This is a genomic window from Pseudoruegeria sp. SK021 (assembly GCF_002119405.1).
Lineage (GTDB): Bacteria > Pseudomonadota > Alphaproteobacteria > Rhodobacterales > Rhodobacteraceae > Meridianimarinicoccus.
The window spans coordinates 47,813-67,222 of record NZ_MTBG01000005.1 but is presented as its reverse complement, the minus strand read 5'-3'; the positions used below and the strand labels follow the sequence as shown (position 1 = coordinate 67,222).

Sequence of the window (19,410 nt, the reverse complement as noted above, 5' to 3'; positions counted from 1 at the left end):
TCTTCCCTCGTCCCTTGTCCGTGTCGTCAAAGCCACATCTGAAGCCGCTCGGTTCATCGCCAGCGGCGTGCCCCGTGATAGGGCCGCGCCCAATCTCCGCCTCCGCCTGTCTGGCGGTAGCGGCGATGGGCGCGGCTGGCAATCAATCTTCCCCCGGCAACGCAAGCCCGGCATTGCGGGCATAGACCTTGGCAACTGCCGCGTCATCCTCGCCACCCAGCCCCATGCCCGCAGCGGCCAGAAACTGTTGCATCGCTGCGGCAGTGATCGGCGCCGAAAACTTTGCATCGCGGGCAATGTCCAGCACGATGCCCAGATCTTTGGGCCAGATGTTCACCTGGCTCAGCGGCGTGTAGTCACCGGCGACGATGTGCGGCGCGCGGTTTTCAAGCATCCAGCTGGTGCCGGCGCATTTCGAGATCACCTCGACGAATTTGTCCGGCGCGACGCCTTGGGTCATGCCGAAGGTCAACGCCTCGGCCATAGCGGCGATGTGGACCCCTGCGAGTAACTGGTTCACCGCTTTCATCGCGCTGCCCGCCCCGGCGGCGTCGCCCAGTTCGAACACTGTCGCTGCGGTGGCATCCAGCACCGGCTGCGCTGCGGCAAACGCCTCTGCCGTGCCAGAGGCCATGATGGACAGCTCGCCCGAGGCGGCCTTTGCGGCCCCGCCGGAAATCGGTGCGTCAAGGTAATGCACGCCCACAGCAGCGCAACGCGCCGCCATATCCCGCGCGAACGCCGGTGGCACCGTTGCATGGCCCAGCACCACCGCGCCGGGCGTCAGTTTGGCGACCACACCATCGTCGCCAAACAGCACCGCTTCAGTCTGAGGCGCGTTCAGCACCACGACCGAAACCGCGTGCAGATCGCCGGGCAGGGCCGCCGATTGGCCGCCCGCGCTGACGAACCGGTCCACCGCTGCGGTGTTCAGGTCGACACCCCACACTTGGTGCCCAGCCCGAAGGCAGGACGATGCCATCCCGTACCCCATCGAGCCAAGCCCGATCACTGCGATATTGGTCATGATCTTTTCCTTCTTACTGATCTGTCGGCGCGGCAATCCCGAGGCGGGTGAAGGCTTCGGGCGGTGTTTCGTTTGCGGCCCTTACCGCGCTCGTGCTCTGGACAAGTCTTGCAATGACGGCACGGTCCTCAATCGGGTTGTTCTGCGCCGGGTCGCTTTCAAGATCGAACAGGCGCCGGGTGGTGTCGGCATAGGGTCCTTGGCTGGCATGGCCGCAGGGTTGACCGGCCGCGTTCTTAAGCGCCGGAATTTTAAGAACCGGGTATCCTGCCGTGTGCGTGAAGTCACGGATCAACTCGGCCCCGTCGAACTCTTCGCGGGTGAATAGTTTTTCCCGCCGCATCGGCATCAGCGTGTATTCATAAAGACCCACTGCACGCATGTCTTCGGGAGAGTTGAAGTAAACGTACCGGCCATCAGTCACGTTGGCAGGGGATCCGAACATGCCGAAGATGGCGACCTCGCGCTGATGCGTGTCGCTTTGCAGTACCGGGATCAGATTTTTTCCGTCAAGCCGACAATGTTGCGTAGATCGGCGAGAGGGATTCACCTAGCGAAGCCTGACGGTTAGGTCGGGCGCATGAGTAAGCCCTCTCCGACCCGCTATCGCCCGAAGAACTGGTCATCCTACAACGCCGCACTGCGCAAGCGGGGCTCTGTGTTGGTATGGCATGATCCGGGCATGGTCTGGCACGCTTAGAAGGCGGGGACGGCCGGAGACCTTTGCCGATGCCGCGATCCAGACCCCGTATCGCGCCTCCGGGTAGCCGCTGACCCCGCTCATTGACAGCACCGGCACCAAGTTTCGCGGCAACGGCGAATGGGTGGCCTGCAAGCATGGCGTGTCGCGTCGCAGGTATTGGAGAAAGGTCCATACCTGTCCCCCTCGCACATTCCATAGCGATTTCTTCTCGCTCAGGGAAAGTCCGTTTTCGGCTCGTCAGGGAAATCGCCGAAGGTGCAAGGTGTGTGGGAGGCATTCCGCCAGAACGCCGAAACCACCGGAGTCCGACAGGTCCGGAAACACCCGCTTTGATGGCGGACAGCTCACTGGAATGACCTGCGGCCACACCCCGCCAGAACCGGCACAGATTCTCACGTTGCCAGACTTCCCGGAGAATTTAATTTGCCCCGTGTCGAACGTTTCGACTTTCGTCAGCCTGATTGTGTCATCTACACCTCCTAAAAAGGGGGGGCGACGACCGGTTGAATCCGCCTTGGGCGCCGCGATCTGAATGGTGCGCCAGCTCGGATTCGGGTCGCGTGAAATGAAGTCAAAGATCCCGATTGAAACCGGGGCGATTCATTCGTCCCCACGCTTCTGTCCCATAGACAGACGCGGTTGTCACAGTAAGTGTCGTTAAAGGAGCGGCATCACACCGCGACATGCCCGTTCGGAACAGCCCCCACAGCGTCGTCGGCTTACTTCTCTCTCAGCCAACTCAAGTAGTTGTCGAGCGTGCTTTCAGCCTCTGCTGAAAACAGGTCTTTCTGCTCAGAAACCAGCGTCCGAATAGATTCAAAGACGCGGTCGAGGTGACCCTCCATCGCAACGCCTGCGCGATCGGGATCATGCAGTTTCAATCCGGTTAGGATAGCGTCGTGTTCGGATAGGATAATGTCCAAGTGACTTGGCATCGGAAAGGCCAACCGCCGCACCCGATCAAGTTGCGCTTTTGCTGAATGTACGATCCGCCAAACCCGGGGAGAAGAGCCCACTTCAGCAATCAGGGCATGGAACGCTTCGTCCAACTCATAAAACTGCTCATAGTCGCAATCCTGCGCGAGCCGCCTTTGTTGATACATGTTAAAGTCAAACTGCCGTTCGGCATCGGCAGTCATTCGGATGGCGGCAAGCCGGACCAGCTTCATCTCAAGCGCATGCCGTACGAGTTGGCCTTCGAACACGGTCTCGAGCACGATCCGCGACACGAAAGTGCCGCTGTTCGGCACGATTTTGACCAGCGCTTCATCGTTTAGTTTGATCAGAGCTTCCCGAAGCGGGGTGCGGGACACACCTAACTCTTCGCAGATGGCCCTCTCGTTAATGATGCTGCCGGGGGGCAAGATCATTTCGATGATCGCGCGCCGCATGATCGTATACACCTGAGAGGCGCGGGGAGCCGAGGCATCAACTGCGGTCATGAATGACGCTGGAAATACCGATGCACTGGTATTTTTTAGGGCAGTTTCTTTTGCCTCCTTCCTTGGTCTTGCCATGCTGTCCGCTGCTCCAGTTGATCTATATTCGCCGATAAAAAGCAATTTTCACTCGGTATTATGACAGTGTTTGGCCATTTGGGAAAGGTGCATTCCCGCCTTGCATTAACCGATATATCGGTATATCGGTTGCGGAATACAAGGAGGGGCACCGCGATGTTGTCGCGCAGCCCCGTCCGCATTGGAGGATGCGCGCCGCATGACAATTACCGAACGAACGATTGAGGCCGACCAGACCGCACTGGTATCGCGCTTGGTCTCAAGCAGACAATTTTGGTTGATACTCATCAATTTGGCAGTGATCTGTACGTTGGGGGCGCTGCGCCCGGACAGCTTCCTGAGCTGGATCAATTTCAAAGCCGTCTTGTCGCTGATGTCGTATGACGTCCTTTTGGCGGTCGCGATGACGACGGTCCTGATTGTTCGCGGCCTTGATTTGTCGGTCGGATCGGTGCTGGCGCTGAGTTCGGTGGTCATGGCGATGCTGCTCCGCGACGGTTATCCGGTGTTTCCGTCGCTCTTGGCGGGGCTTGCCATTGCGCTGCTCTGTGGGTTCATCAACGGGCTTTTGGTCGTCAAGGCGGGAATTCTGCCCTTCCTCGTAACTTTGGGGATGATGTCAGCAGCGCGCGGCTTTGCGACGGTGCTGACGACCGGGCAATATGTCTCGTTCCCGCAAGCGCCGCGTTGGTTCTCCCGCTTTGCCCGTCAAGAGTTCGGATTTCACATTGGTGATATGTTCTACGGCATCCCGGCCCTGTTGCTGATCACGTTAGGGGTGACGCTCGTCTACGGGCTGTTATTGGCCAACTGGGTTCCCTTGCGCCGGATGTTCTATTTGGGCGAAAGCCCCGAGGCGGCGAAGCTGTCTGGCATGCGGACCGCGCGGCTGGGCATCTCGGCCTACCTGATTTCCGCCATCTTCGTCTGGATCGCGGCGGTTTTGATGACCTCCGCCAACAAGATCGGCTACGCCAACTACGGCATCAGCGCAGAGCTTCGCGCATTGGCAGCGGCCGTCATTGGCGGGGCAAGCTTGGCCGGTGGCAGCGGCAGCATCTTAGGCACGTTCTTGGGCGTCCTACTGCTCGCATTGATCGGCAACGGGTTCGTGCTGCTGAACGGGAACCCGAATTGGCAACAGGCCACCATTGGTGCGGTCTTGATCATCGCCGTCGGTGTTGATGCGCTGCGTACATTCCGGGCAAGGAGCTGACCGATGCTAAAAGCGACCGGAATTACCAAATCATTTCACACCAACATGGTCCTTCACGGCGTTGATTTCGACGTCCTGCCCGGTGAGGTGCACGCCCTGATCGGTGAAAATGGCGCCGGAAAATCAACACTGGTGAACATTCTATCCGGCAACTTGTCACGCGACACAGGCACGGTGCTGTTTGACGGCCAAGAGGTCGACTTTGCGCACCCGCTCGATGCGATGCGTGCGGGGGTAAGTGTGGTTCACCAAGAGTTAAGTTTGGTTCCCAATGCATCGGTTGCCGAGAACATCTATCTGCGGCGCGAAAAGACCAACGCGTTCGGCCTGAACGACTGGCCCGCAATGTTCAAAGCGGCGACCGAAATCTTCCAGCGGATGGGTGTGGATATCGATCCGCGTGCTCTGGCCGGAAGCCTGAGCGTCGGGATGCAGCAATTGGTTGAGGTGGCCAAAGCCATCGCCTTGAACGCCAAGCTGATCTTCATGGATGAACCGACTTCGTCTTTGTCGGAGAAGGAAATCCAAGAACTCTACGGCGTGGTAAATGATCTGAAGGCGCAAGGCCTGTCGATTGTCTTCATTTCCCACAAGTTGACGGAGCTGTTCGCGATCTCGGATCGCATCACCGTTTTGCGCGATGGCAAATTGGTTGGAACGCGCCCCACGAAACAGGCCAGTCCTGAGGAAATCATTTCGATGATGGTTGGCCGTCACCTGAATGATCTTTATCCGCCTCGGGCCAAGTCCATTGGCGAGGTGATTTTCAAGTGCCGCGACCTATCACTGTTTGGCGCAGTTAAGGATGTGTCCTTTGATTTGCGGCGCGGTGAGATCCTTGGGATTGCCGGTCTGATCGGATCGGGCCGCACGGAAGCAATGCGCGCGCTCATCAACGCCGACCGGCGTTTGTCCGGGACTTTCGAATTGAACGGTCAAGCGGTCACGCTGGACGATCCGGCTGATGCGATGGAAAAGGGCGTGATCTACGTCTCGGAAGATCGCAAAAGCCAAGGTGTCTTCCTAGACTATGACATGGTGCGCAACATTGGTGCGTCGACCCTTGACCGGCAATCTCGGGCTGGAATGGAAAACCGCAAATCCATGCGCCAGTCTGCGCTGAAGTTCATTCGCGAGATGGATATCCGTCCGGCACGACCCGGCACCCGCGTCGTTGATTTGTCTGGGGGTAACCAACAAAAGGTTTTGTTGGCCAAAGCGCTGAATGCCCGCCCGAAGGTCCTGATCGTGGACGAGCCGACACGCGGCGTCGATGTCGGCGCAAAATCACTGATTCACAAGCAGTTACGACGTCTGGCAGACGAGGGGATCGGGGTGATCGTGGTGTCGTCTGAGCTTCCCGAGGTGCTTGGGATGAGCGACCGCCTTTTGGTCTTCCGAAATGGCACCGTGGCTTCGCAACTTGACAATAATGATGGCAGCCTGACGCCCGAAAGCGTCATGGCCTCGGCCGTGGACTGAAGGATGGCACAGATGAAAACCGGCTTTCGCAAGGCGCGTCTTAATATCAATACCATCCAATATGTCGGCCTAGCCTTGGTGATCCTGGCGATTGCCTTTGGATTTCAGGCGGCCTTCGGCAATGTGATGACCACGGCGAACCTGCGCGTCATGGCGATGAACATGGTGTTCGAGGGCATCATGGCCCTTGGGATGACCTTCGTCATCATTATGGGCGGGATTGACCTGTCGGTCGCGTCGGTCTTTGCATTCGGCGAAATTCTGGTCGCAAAGCTGATGGTGCAAGCGGGTCTTCCGGTTCCGGTGGCAGTGGTCCTGACGCTGATCACCTGTGCGGGCATTGGCGCGCTCAACGGCGTGATGATCGTAATGCTTCGCGTGCATCCGCTGATCATTACCCTTGGCACCCTTCTGACGTTGCGGGGAATTAACCTTGCCATCACCGACGGGAAATCGATCTCTGGATTTTCCGAAGGATTTCTATGGTTGGGACAAGGCCGGATATTCGGGGTCGATTTTCCGATCATCTTCTTTTCGGTCACGGCGCTGATCCTCGGGTTGTTGCTGGCACATCACCGGTACTTTCGGCAGCTCTATTTCATCGGCGGTTCGGAACGGGCGGCACGGTTTTCAGGTGTCAACGTCTCGCGGGTCAAGATCAGCATCTATGTCCTGTCATCGACGCTTGCGGGCTGCGCCGGGATCATGGCCGCCGCCAAATACGGCGCGGCCCATTGGGGCCACGGCAATGCGTCCGAACTGAAGGCGATCGCCTCGGTTGCCATTGGCGGCGCGGATATCATGGGCGGCAGCGGCACCATCTTCGGCACTGTTCTGGGCGTGATCTTTTTGGCGGTGGTTCACAACGCGTTCGTGACATCCGCAGTCAACACATTTTGGTACGACGTGGTGAACGGCGTGATGTTGCTTTTGGCGGTTCTGATCAGCCGGTTCATCGCACGCCAAAACACCCAAAAGCTCAAGGCCTTGCGCCAGAGCAAGCTCGACCAATCACAGCACTATCAAACATCAAAGGGAGGTAAACCATGATGAAACTAGGAACTCGTTTGGCGGCCGTTACCGTTGCCGTAAGCACGCTACTCGGCAGCGCAAGCTATGCGCAGGATACTCAGGAACATTACGGCATGGTCGTATTCCTGAAAGGGTCAGAATTCTTCAACTGGTCCTATGCCGGTTTCCAAGACGCCGCCGCGACTGTGGGCGCCACCACCGAACTTCAAGGCCCCGCTGATTGGGATGCCTCTGCCGAAGCGCGTGCGGTTGACCAATTGGTTGCCAAAGGCGTGAAGGGGATCGCGGTCACCGCCGGTGATGCGGACACACTGGCCGGTTCGATCAACGCCGCCATGGCTGCCGGTGTGCCGACGCTGACGTTTGACAGTGACTCACCCAATTCCGACCGTTTGCTGTTCGTTGGCACCAACAACTACAACGCCGGCTTCGCAGCGGGCAAAGCCATCGGCGAAGAGCACGGCGACGAAGCGCGCGTCGGGGTTTCCTTGATCCCGGGCCTCGACTCGATCACGAGCCGTCTTGAAGGGTTCAAAGCAGGTCTGGCGTCGGTCGCACCGGGGGCCCAAATCGTTGCCACGGTCAACGATGAAGGGGATCTGCAAAAGGCAGAAACGGTGAATACCGCGATGCTGCAAGCCAACCCTGAAATCAACGTGATCTTCTGCGCTCACGGTAACCCTGCCACCGGCGCGCTGTCGGCAACCCGCAATGTCGGACGTATGGAGGGTGCCAACAAGATCAGCGTCTTGGCTTGGTCCTTGGATGTGCCGATCCTGCAGGGCATCGAAGACGGTGAATACGGCGCAACCGTCGCGCAAAACCCCTACATGATGGGCGTGATGTCGTTCTGGATGCTGTGGTCCGCCGCGCATCCGACCCAGTTCGATAGCCTGACATCCCCCGGCATGGGCCAAGTCCCAACCGCCGACCTTGATACCGGCGTCAAAATTCTGCGTCAGGGCGATCCTGCCGTGCAGGCTTTGATGAGCCCGCCGAAGATCTAATCGATCCGAGGGCGGGGCCATGCTCCGCCCTCATCTTCCCCCTTTAAGTATTTTAACTGAGGTTTCGAATGACCCAATCCGGAAAAATAGCTGTCGTCACCGGAGCAGCTGGCGCGATCGGCAAGTCGATTGTTTCGGCCTTAGTGTCGTCCGGCGCGCATGTCGTGATGATGGATCTCGATGCCGCAAAACTTGAACAATTATCCGCCAAATACGGCGACGCCGTGTCGGGCGTCCAAGTCGACCTTGCGAATACCGACCAATTGCTAGGCGCCATGGCATCGATCCTTGAGAAATTTAACCGCGTGGATATCCTCGTCAACAATGCGGGGATCCTGTCCAATAATAAGATGGCGGAAACGACGCTTGAAGAGTGGCGCAAGGTGCATGCAATCAACCTTGATGCTGCCTTTCTGCTGTCGAAAGCAGTCCTGCCTGGCATGGCGGTGGTCAAATGGGGCCGGATTGTGAATGTCGCATCCTATGCGGCGAAGTCCGGCGGATTGACTGCTGGCACAGCTTATTCGGTGTCTAAAAGCGGGATGATCGGCCTGACGTTTTCGACCGCCCGCGAGACGACAGCGAAAGGCATCACAGTCAATGCAATCGCCCCCGCCTATGTCATGTCTCCGATGGTGTCGGAACAGTTGACGGATGCGCAACGTGCCAAACAACTGTCAGAAATTCCCGTCGGTCGCTTCTGCGAGCCCGAAGAAGTCGCCCATGCCGTGACATTCTTGGCCTCGCCCTTGGCCGGATTCATCACCGGCGAAGTCATCGACATGAACGGCGGATTGTATTTCGACTGATGCGCTATGGTATGATCATCGGCCTGCACGCCGACAAAATTGACGAATACAAAGCCTTGCATGCAAAGGTCTGGCCAGACGTGCTGGCGGCGATCAGCCGGAACGGGGTGCGCAACTTCACCATATTCCTGCGCGAACCCGAGAACCTGTTGTTCGGGGTGTTTGACTATGACGGTGACGATTATGCAGAAGCCGCACGTCGGATCGATGCCGACCCCGTCACGCAGCAATGGTACAAGGTCACCGAACCGTGCCAGAAACCTTTGCCAAGCCGGTCTGACGGCGAATGGTGGAGCTTTATGGAAAACGTCTTTCATTTGGATTGAGCCATGATTGAAGCACTCGACGCCCACCACCACTTTTGGGACCCGTCCAAGGGGGATTACTCTTGGATGACTGACCATCACCAGCCGATCCGAAAAGTCTTTGCACCGCAGGATCTGGAACCCGCGTTGGCAGCGAACGGCGTGAACGGGACCATCCTTGTTCAAACATGGTCAAGTCTGGATGAAACGGTTGCGTTCCTTGAGCTTGCCACCCAAACGGCGTTCGTGCTTGGGGTCGTGGGGTGGGTCGACCTGACGTCGCCCGATGTTGGTGCACAGTTGGACCAACTGTTGGCCGGTGTTGGCGGCAAGTACCTCGTCAGCATTCGCCATCAGGTCCATGACGAACCCGACGCTAACTGGCTTTGCCGCACCGATGTCCGGCATGGCTTGGCACAAGTCGTAAAGCGCGGGCTGAGCTATGATCTTTTGCTGCGCCCCCGCGAAATCCCTGCCGCACTAGAGACGGTGGCGGCATTTCCAGATCTGCGGTTTGTCATTGACCATATCGCCAAGCCTGAGATTGCACAGAATGGGTTTGTCCCATGGGCAAACGCGATGGCGGGCTTCGCAGCCCACCGCGACCATGTCTGGTGCAAGCTATCCGGAATGACCACTGAAGCCGCGTGGGAGTCGTCCGACGACACGCAATTTACGCCGTATATCGATGAGGTTCTGAACATATTTGGGCCAGAGCGCTGTATGTACGGCTCTGATTGGCCGGTTTGTAATTTAGCAGGCGGGTATCGGCGCAGCCTATCGATTGTGCGTGATGCACTCCGCAATTTGCCTCTGGATCAACAGACTGCCATTTTGCGCGGAAATGCGGCGCAAGCCTATCAGCTGCGGCACAGTGCGCCTTAGGGGCCTGCCCCATCACGGCGGAACCGTTCACCAATAGCGGCAGGGCGCACGACCCGCAGCCTTGCACAGAAATTGACACTATCGTCGGTCATCCCGGCGTCCCCCTTTCGGGGCTGGAACAGGCAGAGACATGACCATGAAAACACGGCGACTTGGCAAAACAGACGTGGCGCTGTCCGAAATTGGCTTCGGGTGCGGCGCAATTGGAAACCTGTATCGACCGGTCTCTACCGCCGACGCCAATGACGTCATGCAATGCGCGTGGGACAATGGGTTTCGCTATTTTGATACAGCCCCGTTTTACGGACATGGATTGTCTGAACGGCGGGTTGGCGATTTCTTGCGGGACAAGCCCGAGCAAAGCTATGTTTTGTCGACAAAGGTTGGCAAGTTGCTTGATCCATGTCCCAGCGATGCAGTTCCGGATCATGGTTTCGTCAATCCTTTGCCGTTTGATGTTCGCTTCGATTATAGCGGCGATGCGATCCGCCGATCGCATGAGTTCAGCCTTGCGCGCCTTGGCCTGAACCGAACAGACATTCTGTGGGTCCATGATCTGGAACCCAAAAGTTTAGGCAGCGCCTATCAGAGCCACCTTGCGAACTTCTTGGATACCGGCATCGCCGCGCTGGAAGATCTCAAGCGTCAGGGCGTAATCCGGGGATTTGGTCTTGGCGTGAACGAGGTTCAGCCCTGTTTAGATGTGCTGTCCCGGGTCGATCTTGACGGCATCCTTCTGGCCGGACGCTATACATTGCTGGACCGCTCGGCAGAACGCGACCTGATCCCACTTTGTGCGAAACGGTCGACATCGTTGGTCATCGGCGGGGTTTTCAACTCAGGCATCTTGGCGACGGGGGCCGTCGAGGGTGCTCTTTATGACTACCGGCCCGCCCCTGACAATATTCTTAAGCAAGTCGCGCAAATGGAGCAGTCTGCAAAGGCTGCGGGGGTCACTCTCGCCCAAGCGGCCATGGCCTTTCCGCTTCGAAACCCCGTGGTCGCGTCCGTTCTGATCGGAACAGCCAAAAGGTCGTCGCTCCAGCGCAATATTGATGCGATGACGCATCCTGTTTCAGAAGCCTTCTGGGCGCAGGACTCGTCGCATACCACGGCGCGCTGAGTTAATCCCAATTTTGAACAGGCTCTGGCGTGATTGACGCCGCTCTCTGCTCCTGCTCCTGCTGATCGGGTTGGGGTTCGTCTTTTCTCAGCCAATAGACTACGCTTGGTGGTTTGCCGCCACGCGCCGAATTGGGGGCGTTTGCGGCTGAAACTCGATCCATCTGCCGGCCCCACCCCTGATCTATGAACGTAGGCGACAATGGCTGAATATGATGCCTGGGGGGGGCACGATCCAAACTCATGTCCGCGCCTTCCAGTTTCCATCAGAATTATCTGTCCCCGCGGCTTGTTTCAGATTTGTGCAAGAGCACCTGACGGATGGGCAAACCCTACGCACTGGTCCTTCGCGACCGGTCGAGGCTGACACGTTCAACCTGTGGAACGATTATGCCAAAGAACGGACCGCGTGAACGCTGCGTTCTTCTTGGGCTGCTTCGGGCGAACAACATGTCAAAGGCGTGGCGTGTTCCTTGGCCGTGCCTGCATCTCATTTGACTGCACCCGACGCCAGCCCACGCACCAGATGCCGTTGCATAATGGCAAACACGATCGCGACAGGTACCGTCGCGACAAGTGCTGCGGCCATCACATAGTTCCATTCGATCGTATAGCGCCCGGCGACAAGCGAAAAAATCTGGATCGGCAGCGTGTAGGACTCCTGACTTCGAAGCAGCGTTAAGGCGAGAACAAATTCATTCCACGCCTGCACGAAGGTAAAGATGCACGTCACCGCAATGGCGGGCAGGGCCAACGGCAGAAACACAGTGCGGATCGCAGTGGTGCGGCTTGCGCCTTCGATCCACGCGGCCTCTTCCAAGTCTCTTGGAATTGTCGAGAAATAGGATTGCAGAAGCCACGTTGCGAAGGCGATGGCAAAGGCCGCATAAACCAGCACGATTGACAGCTTTGAATCGAGCAGCCCCAAAGAGGCCACAAGCTGAAACAGCCCCAAGACCAGAACAATGGGCGACAGCATCTGGCTGATTAACAGAAACTGCCGGAATGCCCCTTTGCCGCGAAACGGCATCCGCGCCAGCGCATAGGCGGCAGGCACGCTGACGGCAACGGCCAGCGCTGTGGAGAAGCCGGACACCAGCAGGGAATTCAGCAGGGCGGGGCCGAAATTGGTGGCTTTCCACATCGCAATGAAATTGCCCCATTGTGGATTGCGCGGCCACCAATGAGGCTGCAACACCTCATCGGCAGGTTTGAGGGCGGTGATCAGCATCACGGCAAAAGGGAACAAGATCACCACCGCGATCGGCCCAATCAGCGCCCATGCGATGAGGGTATGGCGCATTTTGGTGTTCACGATTTTGCCTCTGTTTTGGTGACCAGCCGAACGTAAAGCAGGGTAATGGCCAAAAGGATCGCGAACATAATGATCGATACCGCAGCGGCTTGCCCCATTTGTCCAAAACGGAATGCCAGCTTGTAAAGATAGGTCACCAGAATATCGGTGGAATTGGCCGGGCCGCCTTGGGTCAGAACCCAGATGATCGGAAACGAGTTGAAGACGTAGATCACGTTCAACACCACCGCGAGGGTCATGAACGGGCGCAGCATCGGCAGGGTGATGGTGCGCAATTGCTGCCAACTGCTGGCGCCTTCAATCGACGCGGCCTCATAAATATCTTCGGGAACCGAGGAAAGCCCGGCCAGAAAAACTGTGACTGTGAACGGGATGGATACCAAAATTCCGATGCCGATCTGGATGGGGAAGGCCGTGGCCGCCGATGACAGCCAGACGATGTTCGATTCCGTGATTCCACCAGCACGCAGCGCCGAATTGAGCATCCCGGATTCACCGTTCAGGGCCCACCGCCAGACGACCGCTGTCATCGTGACAGACACCGACCACGGCAGCATGATGATCACGCGGGCCAAGGCGCGGCCATGGAAATCCCGGTTCAGGACCAGCGCGACCGGCACCGACAGGATCAGCGTGCCGCCGACAACGCCGATCGTCCAGATCAGGGTTCGCCACAGGGTGGCGATAAAATCGGGATCACGCCAAAGCTCGGCGAAATTGGCCAGCCCCGAGAACCCCCGAAGCTGGCCGAAGCGATTGACGTCATGCAGTGAAATGTTGCCGATCACGGTCAGTGGCCACAACACGATCACCGCCGCCAATACCAAGGCTGGCGCAATCAGCAGATAGGGCACCGCATGGCGACGTCGCGCGGCGCTGCGCTGCGCCGGACCGGCGGCCGAATGGGCGGTGCCCTCATTCATGACGGTCTACTTCCCAAGGATACGGTTGGCTTCCTTGGCGGCGCGGCTCATCGCATCTTCCGGGCTTTCCTCGCCCAGATAGACCCGCTGCAGGGCCGAAGACGCCACATCGGCGATCTCCTCCCAGCCGCTGACGACGGGGGCGAACCGTGCATCGGGCAGAACCCCGGCAAAGGCGTTCAGGTCGGCATTGTCGGCGAAGGCGGGCTCTTCCGATACGGCTTGGTTCACGGGCAGGAAGCCTTCCCCAAGGGTGAATTCCGAACGTGGGCCTTGCGTGAACAGATAGTCAAGGAACTGCCACGCCTCATCCTTGTTGCCGGAATTGGCGAACATGATGATCGAGTCGGTCACGCCATATGTGCCGCGGTCGCCGTCTGGCCCGGCCGGAATTGGTGCGATGCCATATTGCAATTCGGGCGCTTCGTCTTTGATTTGGTTGGCGAGGAACGGCGCGGTGATCATCATCCCGACCTTGCCTTGCTTGAACAGGTTCTGGACGTCTTCACGGGAATAGGCCGTGGGGCCGTCTTGGGTCAGGCCGTCGTCGATCAGCGATTTGTAAAGGGTCGCAGCCTGAATGGCGGCGTCGGACCCGAAGCCGGAACTTCCGTCCTCGTTAAGGATGTTGCCGCCGTAGGACCACATTGGGTAGTAGAAATAGACGTCTGTCTCAATCTCTTTGCCTTGAAGCCCGTAGCCGGAAATTCCCTCGCCAAGATCGGAAATGGCCTTGGCATCTGCGGCCAATTCGTCCCAAGTTTCCGGCGGGCCATCCAGTCCGGCCTGCTCAAACAACGCCTTGTTGTAATACATCGCCCGGGCAGATGCGGCGACCGGCAGGCCGTAGATCTGATCATCCATGACCGACGGGGACAGGAAGGTTTCAATGAAACGGCCACTGAACTCGTCGTCGATATACCCATCCAGCGGTTCGGCGATGCCTTGATCGACGAAATCAAGCAGCCAGCGGGTGCCGATGATCGCCAGATCCGCATTGGCATTGCCTGCAATGTCGGTGGTCAGCTTTTGCAGCAACACATCCCACGGGGTCACTTCCACGTCGATGTTGATGCCCGGGTTCGCGGCTTCGAACTCGGCTGCCATTTTGTCGAAATATGGCCCGGTCTTCGAGGAATACTCGGCCACCGTGATCCGGACGTCGCCCGCGTGTGCCATGCTGGCCATCATTGCCAGCGCGGCGCCACCCATGAGATAGGTCTTTAATTTCATTTTGTCGTACTCTCCATTGCTGGGTGATGGGCCATTTTTGATCGGCCTTCTGTGTTGTTAAGAAACGACGATAAAGGTTAGCAATTGAAAGGGAAGAGGTCGAATCCGACTTTTTAGGTTTAAGGACAAATCATGGCGACTCTGAAGACCCGGAATCTTATAAAGCGGTTCGGCCATATTCAGGTGCTGCACGGGATAGACTTGGATATCGCGGATGGTGAATTTGTGGTTCTGGTGGGACCCTCGGGCTGTGGAAAATCCACGTTGCTTCGGATGATCGCCGGGCTGGAAGATTTAAGCGAAGGCGCGCTTTGGATTGGCGACGACCGGGTAGAGCATCTGCCGCCACAAAAGCGCGATGTGGCGATGGTGTTTCAATCCTATGCTTTATTCCCGCATATGACCGTGCGCGAAAATATTGCCTATGGTCCCAAAGTGCGCGGCGAACCGGGCGACAAGGTGGAACCCGCAGCCGAGATGCTCAATCTCACGACGTATCTTGATCGTTATCCGCGCGAGCTTTCGGGGGGACAGCGGCAGCGGGTGGCAATGGGGCGGGCGTTGCAGCGCGAGCCGCGATTGTTTTTGTTCGACGAGCCGCTGTCCAACCTTGATGCGCAGTTGCGCGTCGCGATGCGGGCAGAAATCAAGGCGTTGCATACCCGGCTGAAAAATACCGTGATCTATGTCACCCACGATCAGGTCGAAGCGATGACCATGGCCGACCGCATCGTGGTGATGCGCGACGGGCTGATCGAACAGCAAGGCGCGCCGCTGGATATCTATGACCGTCCTGCCAATATCTTCGTGGCGGGATTTATCGGCTCGCCCGCCATGAGCTTTCTGCGCGGGCAGGTGGCCGGAGGAACGTTGACCGTCGGAGCGCAAAAAATCGCGGTCAACGCCCCCGATGGTGCGGTGATCGTCGGGGTGCGTCCCGAAGGGTTTGTGCGCGTTCAAGATGGCGCTGGCATCGAGATCGAAGTGCGGGTCATCGAGCCGATGGGGCCGGAAACCCATGTGTTGGCCAATCTGGTGGACGATGCGCTGGTGTATAAGCGGGCCGCCGACACGGCATCTGACATTCGCGCCGTGCTGCGCAGTCGGGTGACATTTGCCCCGGGCGAGCGGCAGACACTGTCGCTCGATCCTGAGGCGGTTCACCTGTTTGATCCGGAAACGGGTGTCCGGATCGACTAGTTCGATTTGCCGCGCGCGGCCACATCGAGCACCTGCTCCACGGTGTCGCCGCGCATCAGATGCACTTTGTCGAACAGGTTGACCACCACGCACACGTGGTTGGGGATCACCCGCACCCGGGCGCCGATCATGGGCTTGCTGTCGCAGGCAGATACATCGACGACCGCGTGTTCTTCGCTGAGCTTGGTCAGGATGGCATCGGGATATTCAATGATGTGGCCGTGGCCGGGGGCGGCACAGACATCGGCGGCCAGCGCCTTGGAGCCACCATCAAGTGTGGCACGCGTGTCCGTGGGACGGCTGACCACGGTCAGCAAGACGCTGAGGGCACAATCTGCCAAGGTGCCAAGACCGGCGGCCACCTGCATCCGGTCAGAATAGATGTAGGTGCCGGCGCGATGTTCGTCGATCCCGCCGCTTTCATGGGCGGAATAAAGCGTGGGCGAGCCGCCGCTTGAGAGCTTCGGTACGGCAATGCCATCGGCTTCGATGATCTGTTTGGCCTGTGCCAGCCACGCGCCCGTTGCCTTGGGATTGGACGGGGGATAGGTCAGCAGACCCGCAAACCGCAGCCCCGGTGCGGCGGTGATCCGGCGGGCGAGATCGAGGGCCTGTTCGCCCGATTGCACCCCGTTGCGTTCGGCCCCGGTATCGCATTCCACCATAACGTCGAGCGGATGATCGGGATCGGTAAAGCGGGCGGCATAGCCGTCGATCACCGGCACATTATCGGCCACGACAGCGATCTGAATGCGGGAATGAAGGGCCGCCAGCCGATCCAGCTTGGCCGCGCCGATGATGTTGAAGGTCACGAGGATGTCGGTCAGGCCCGCATCGGCCATCACCTCGGCCTCGCCCAACTTTTGGCAATTAATTCCTTGGGCACCAAGCTCCACCTGACGTTTGGCGAACAGCGGCAGGCGATGGGTTTTGACATGGGGACGCAGGGCGATGCCGTGATCGTTGGCGTAGCTCTGGGCGCGGCTTAAGTTGGCCTCGACCACATCAAGGTCGATCAGGATCGCGGGGGTGTCAATATCGTCAATGTTCATGGGGTCGCCTCAGGTGATCGCATCGATGAAAGGAAGGTTGCCGCCGCTAAGCCCCGCATCCACAGGCATGGTCACGCCGGTGATGCCAGAGGCCAGCGGGCTTGCCAGAAACAGAACCGCGTTCGCCACCTCGTCGGGGGTGACAAACCGGCCCAGCGGATAGAGTTTGGCCACGTTTTCCAGCACCCGTGGATCAGCGGCGATACGCGCATCCCAAACCGGGGTACGGATTGACCCGGGGCAGACCGCATTGGCGCGCAGCCCGAACCGGCCCTTTTCCGTGGCAATCGCACGCATCCAGCCCAGCAGGGCGGCCTTGGCGGCCGAGTAGGCTGGGTTGCCGTAATGGGACAGCCCGTTGACCGATGCCACGAACACCATCGCGCCGCCTCGTTCGCACATGCCCGGAACCAGCCGCGCCGACAGATCGGCAGCGCCGGTGAAATTTGCCGCCAATTCAGACGCAAGCCGATCCGGGGTCAGATCGTCCAGCACTTCGGCCGTGGTGACACCGGCGTTGGAGACGAAGATATCCGGACTACCGTTGGCAAGGATGGCGTCAGCGCCGGATGCCACGGCGGCAGGATCGGAGAGGTCAAAATGGTGCGATTCAAGATCGGCGGGCATGCAAGCGCCCGCACGATCACACACCACCACTTCTGCGCCGGCGGCGCGGAACGCGGCCACCAACCGAGTGCCTAAACCGCCTCCGGCCCCTGTCAGCACCACGCGTTTTTTATCCAGTTGGATCATGGCTGGCCTTCCGTGCACATCTGTATCAGGATCGCGCCACACCCAAAAAAGGAATATATGCAATGAGTAAGCAAACCTTCGGAGACAGCCACGTTCCGTTGTCGCCCGCAGTCCGGGCCGGAGATTTCGTTTTCATTTCTGGCCAAGTGCCGGTCGGGATGGATGGCAAAGTGGTGGCGGGCGGTGTCGGCCCCGAAACCGAGCAGGTGATCGCCAATATCGCGGCGGCGCTGAAACTGGCAGGCTGCGCTTTGTCGGACGTGGTGAAAACCACCGTTTGGCTGCGGGACCGTGATGACTTCCCGGCGTTCAACGCCGCCTATGGCAAGCATTTTCCCAGCGACCCGCCCGCCCGATCCACTGCGGAATCCCGGTTGATGATCGATATCGCGGTCGAGATTGAGGCCGTCGCCTACAAGCCGCTCTAAGCCAGTTCGGCGTAAAGGTCTGTGTCCCCGCGCTGCGTGCGCGGGAGGCATGCCAGCGGCCGTCCACGGCAGGGTTGGGGCGACGGATTGAGGCGTGGTTTGCACGGTTTAATCCCCCAGAGGTTCCAGAATGTTGCCGGTGCGGTGGTTCAGTGCCGCGTATTTGATCCGCCGCAGGCTTTCGCGCGCCGTTGGGCCAAGCGCATACCCCGTTGCGGCGGACAACAGATCAATGATTGCCAGATATGCAAACCGCGCGGCGGTCGGGGTGAGCGTGTTGGAGTTTTCAGGAATGGTCACCCCCAACGGATGCTGCACTGCCTCGATCAGGGGGCTGGCCATCGCGGTGATGGCGATAATGGTGGCGCCGTAGCCCCGCGCCAGATCGACCGCTTCAATCAGTTCCGTGGTCTTTCCCGAAGCCGAAATTGCAATCACCACATCGCCAGCATGTAACGTCGCAGCGGTCATCCGCATCAGATAGGGATCCGTACAGCAAACTGCCCGTACGCCATAGCGAAACAGGCGGTGCTGTGTTTCAAGTGCCAGAGGCGCGGCACTGCCGCCAAGGCCGAAGGTGACCACTTGGCCCGCCGTCGCGACGGCTTCGGCAGCCGCCAGCACCGCGGCTGAAGGCACCTGACGCTCGACCTCGCGCAGGGCCGCATGCGCATCGCCCAGCACCACATCCCAAAACGTCGGGTTTTGCGCATCCGTGCCATCGGAGGCCGGGAGCGCGGGATCGGCATTGAGGTAAAGATCGCCGACCACAAGGCTCTGGGCCAGCTTGAGCTTGAAATCGCGCACTCCGTCACAACCGATGGTGCGGCAGAAGCGCGTGACGCTGGGTTCGCTGACCCGGGCCCGGACGGCAAGCGCTGCGTTGCTGTCTTCGACAGCTTGGCGAACGTCGCTTAGGACAGCGGTAGCCACCCGTCGTTCCGCCGGGCTGAGCGTGGCAAGCGCGTCTTTGATCCGGCCCACGATGTCGGGCACATGTCGGCCAGACCAAGTGGCTTGCCGGGCAGAACTGTCGATGGGTCGGGTCGGGGGATTGGCGTCCATGCACACCTCTCGCGGTTAAGATATCGTCGCCAACGCGCAGCCCTTGGTCAAGAATTATGTTGGAATATCACAGCGTCGATGTCTGATTTTCCCCGATTTTATAACAAAACGCTGACGATGATGGAATCTCTTGACAGAAATGTAGGTAACTCACACAGTTTGAGTCGAAGGTGGCCAAGGCCGCACATCACCCAGTCAGGCGCGTTGGTGGGAAAGAATTTCTGACTTGCCACGGCAGAGCTGACCTGAAGATCGCGGGTGCCGTGCGGGTGTTCCATCCATCCTGACTGCCTTCGACCGTTGGCCGACCCACGACCCTCATGCGCTTTCCCTAAG

The 19,410-nt window shown here is 58.9% G+C and carries 19 protein-coding genes and 1 pseudogene; 11 read left to right on the top strand and 9 right to left on the bottom strand.

All coding sequences use genetic code 11. The features are described 5' to 3' along the window. Nucleotides 1–142: 142 nt before the first annotated feature. Entirely contained in the window at nt 143–1,027 is an 885-nt protein-coding gene (gene ltnD / locus BV911_RS05430) for an L-threonate dehydrogenase (RefSeq protein ID WP_086052576.1), read from the bottom strand. Nucleotides 1,028–1,040: 13 nt separating this feature from the next. Further along, the gene (locus BV911_RS05425; RefSeq protein WP_139840035.1) at nt 1,041–1,472 is read right to left on the bottom strand and encodes a hypothetical protein; all 432 of its coding nucleotides are present in this window, start codon (nt 1,470–1,472) and stop codon (nt 1,041–1,043) included. Between the two features lie 135 nt (nt 1,473–1,607). Here BV911_RS05425 and BV911_RS05420 point away from each other — a divergent pair. Beyond that, nucleotides 1,608–1,902 (top strand): annotated as a pseudogene (locus BV911_RS05420) (IS5/IS1182 family transposase); the annotation flags it as partial. 547 nt (nt 1,903–2,449) lie between these two features. Here the strand turns inward: BV911_RS05420 and BV911_RS05415 are convergent. Beyond that, a complete protein-coding gene (locus tag BV911_RS05415) occupies nt 2,450–3,292 on the bottom strand; it encodes a GntR family transcriptional regulator (protein ID WP_205963803.1) in 843 nt (280 codons plus the stop codon). Nucleotides 3,293–3,446: 154 nt separating this feature from the next. On the opposite strand from BV911_RS05415, the gene BV911_RS05410 reads away from it, so the two are divergent. The 8 genes from BV911_RS05410 to BV911_RS05375 all read left to right on the top strand — a co-directional run bounded on the left by BV911_RS05410 (nt 3,447) and on the right by BV911_RS05375 (nt 11,106). After that, nucleotides 3,447–4,463, top strand: coding sequence for an ABC transporter permease (locus BV911_RS05410; protein WP_086052573.1), 1,017 nt, complete (start codon nt 3,447–3,449; stop codon nt 4,461–4,463). Between the two features lie 3 nt (nt 4,464–4,466). Beyond that, complete coding sequence (locus BV911_RS05405) at nt 4,467–5,945, top strand: sugar ABC transporter ATP-binding protein (protein ID WP_086052572.1); 1,479 nt, start codon at nt 4,467–4,469, stop codon at nt 5,943–5,945. A gap of 12 nt (nt 5,946–5,957) precedes the next feature. Then, on the top strand, nt 5,958–6,995 hold the full coding sequence (locus BV911_RS05400) for an ABC transporter permease (protein ID WP_168183989.1): 1,038 nt from the start codon (nt 5,958–5,960) through the stop codon (nt 6,993–6,995). After that, nucleotides 6,992–7,984, top strand: coding sequence for a substrate-binding domain-containing protein (locus BV911_RS05395; RefSeq protein WP_086052570.1), 993 nt, complete (start codon nt 6,992–6,994; stop codon nt 7,982–7,984). Before BV911_RS05400 ends, BV911_RS05395 begins: the two co-directional genes overlap by 4 nt. A gap of 68 nt (nt 7,985–8,052) precedes the next feature. After that, complete coding sequence (locus tag BV911_RS05390; RefSeq protein ID WP_086052569.1) at nt 8,053–8,793, top strand: SDR family NAD(P)-dependent oxidoreductase; 741 nt, start codon at nt 8,053–8,055, stop codon at nt 8,791–8,793. After that, complete coding sequence (locus BV911_RS05385) at nt 8,793–9,119, top strand: L-rhamnose mutarotase (protein ID WP_240512156.1); 327 nt, start codon at nt 8,793–8,795, stop codon at nt 9,117–9,119. Before BV911_RS05390 ends, BV911_RS05385 begins: the two co-directional genes overlap by 1 nt. Nucleotides 9,120–9,122: 3 nt before the next feature. Then, nucleotides 9,123–9,983 (top strand): amidohydrolase, encoded by an 861-nt coding sequence (locus BV911_RS05380; RefSeq protein ID WP_086052567.1) that lies wholly within the window; start codon nt 9,123–9,125, stop codon nt 9,981–9,983. 130 nt (nt 9,984–10,113) lie between these two features. Further along, nucleotides 10,114–11,106 carry an aldo/keto reductase gene (locus BV911_RS05375; protein WP_240512155.1) on the top strand — a complete coding sequence of 331 codons (993 nt, stop codon included), beginning with the start codon at nt 10,114–10,116 and terminating at the stop codon, nt 11,104–11,106. Between the two features lie 489 nt (nt 11,107–11,595). On the opposite strand, the gene BV911_RS05370 is transcribed toward BV911_RS05375, so the two are convergent. From BV911_RS05370 to BV911_RS05360, 3 genes are read right to left on the bottom strand one after another with little or no spacing between them, the layout of a single operon-like run. Next, the gene (locus tag BV911_RS05370; protein WP_086052566.1) at nt 11,596–12,420 is read right to left on the bottom strand and encodes a carbohydrate ABC transporter permease; all 825 of its coding nucleotides are present in this window, start codon (nt 12,418–12,420) and stop codon (nt 11,596–11,598) included. Beyond that, the gene (locus BV911_RS05365) at nt 12,417–13,343 is read right to left on the bottom strand and encodes a carbohydrate ABC transporter permease (RefSeq protein WP_086052565.1); all 927 of its coding nucleotides are present in this window, start codon (nt 13,341–13,343) and stop codon (nt 12,417–12,419) included. Before BV911_RS05365 ends, BV911_RS05370 begins: the two co-directional genes overlap by 4 nt. Before the next feature lie 6 nt (nt 13,344–13,349). Then, nucleotides 13,350–14,576 carry a sugar ABC transporter substrate-binding protein gene (locus tag BV911_RS05360; RefSeq protein ID WP_086052564.1) on the bottom strand — a complete coding sequence of 409 codons (1,227 nt, stop codon included), beginning with the start codon at nt 14,574–14,576 and terminating at the stop codon, nt 13,350–13,352. A gap of 132 nt (nt 14,577–14,708) precedes the next feature. On the opposite strand from BV911_RS05360, the gene BV911_RS05355 reads away from it, so the two are divergent. Then, nucleotides 14,709–15,776 carry an ABC transporter ATP-binding protein gene (locus BV911_RS05355; protein ID WP_086052563.1) on the top strand — a complete coding sequence of 356 codons (1,068 nt, stop codon included), beginning with the start codon at nt 14,709–14,711 and terminating at the stop codon, nt 15,774–15,776. On the opposite strand, the gene BV911_RS05350 is transcribed toward BV911_RS05355, so the two are convergent. Both BV911_RS05350 and BV911_RS05345 read right to left on the bottom strand, forming a co-directional pair. Continuing rightward, nucleotides 15,773–16,828: a D-TA family PLP-dependent enzyme gene (locus tag BV911_RS05350; protein ID WP_086052562.1), complete on the bottom strand. Its 1,056-nt coding sequence runs from the start codon at nt 16,826–16,828 to the stop codon at nt 15,773–15,775. The genes BV911_RS05355 and BV911_RS05350 overlap by 4 nt on opposite strands. 9 nt (nt 16,829–16,837) lie before the next feature. Then, a complete protein-coding gene (locus BV911_RS05345) occupies nt 16,838–17,581 on the bottom strand; it encodes an SDR family oxidoreductase (protein WP_086052561.1) in 744 nt (247 codons plus the stop codon). Between the two features lie 62 nt (nt 17,582–17,643). On the opposite strand from BV911_RS05345, the gene BV911_RS05340 reads away from it, so the two are divergent. Then, nucleotides 17,644–18,009, top strand: a complete 366-nt coding sequence (locus BV911_RS05340) for a RidA family protein (protein WP_086052560.1) — start codon at nt 17,644–17,646, stop codon at nt 18,007–18,009. Between the two features lie 108 nt (nt 18,010–18,117). Here BV911_RS05340 and BV911_RS05335 read toward each other — a convergent pair whose 3' ends face one another. Continuing rightward, on the bottom strand, nt 18,118–19,074 hold the full coding sequence (locus BV911_RS05335; RefSeq protein WP_086052559.1) for an SIS domain-containing protein: 957 nt from the start codon (nt 19,072–19,074) through the stop codon (nt 18,118–18,120). Nucleotides 19,075–19,410: the final 336 nt, after the last annotated feature.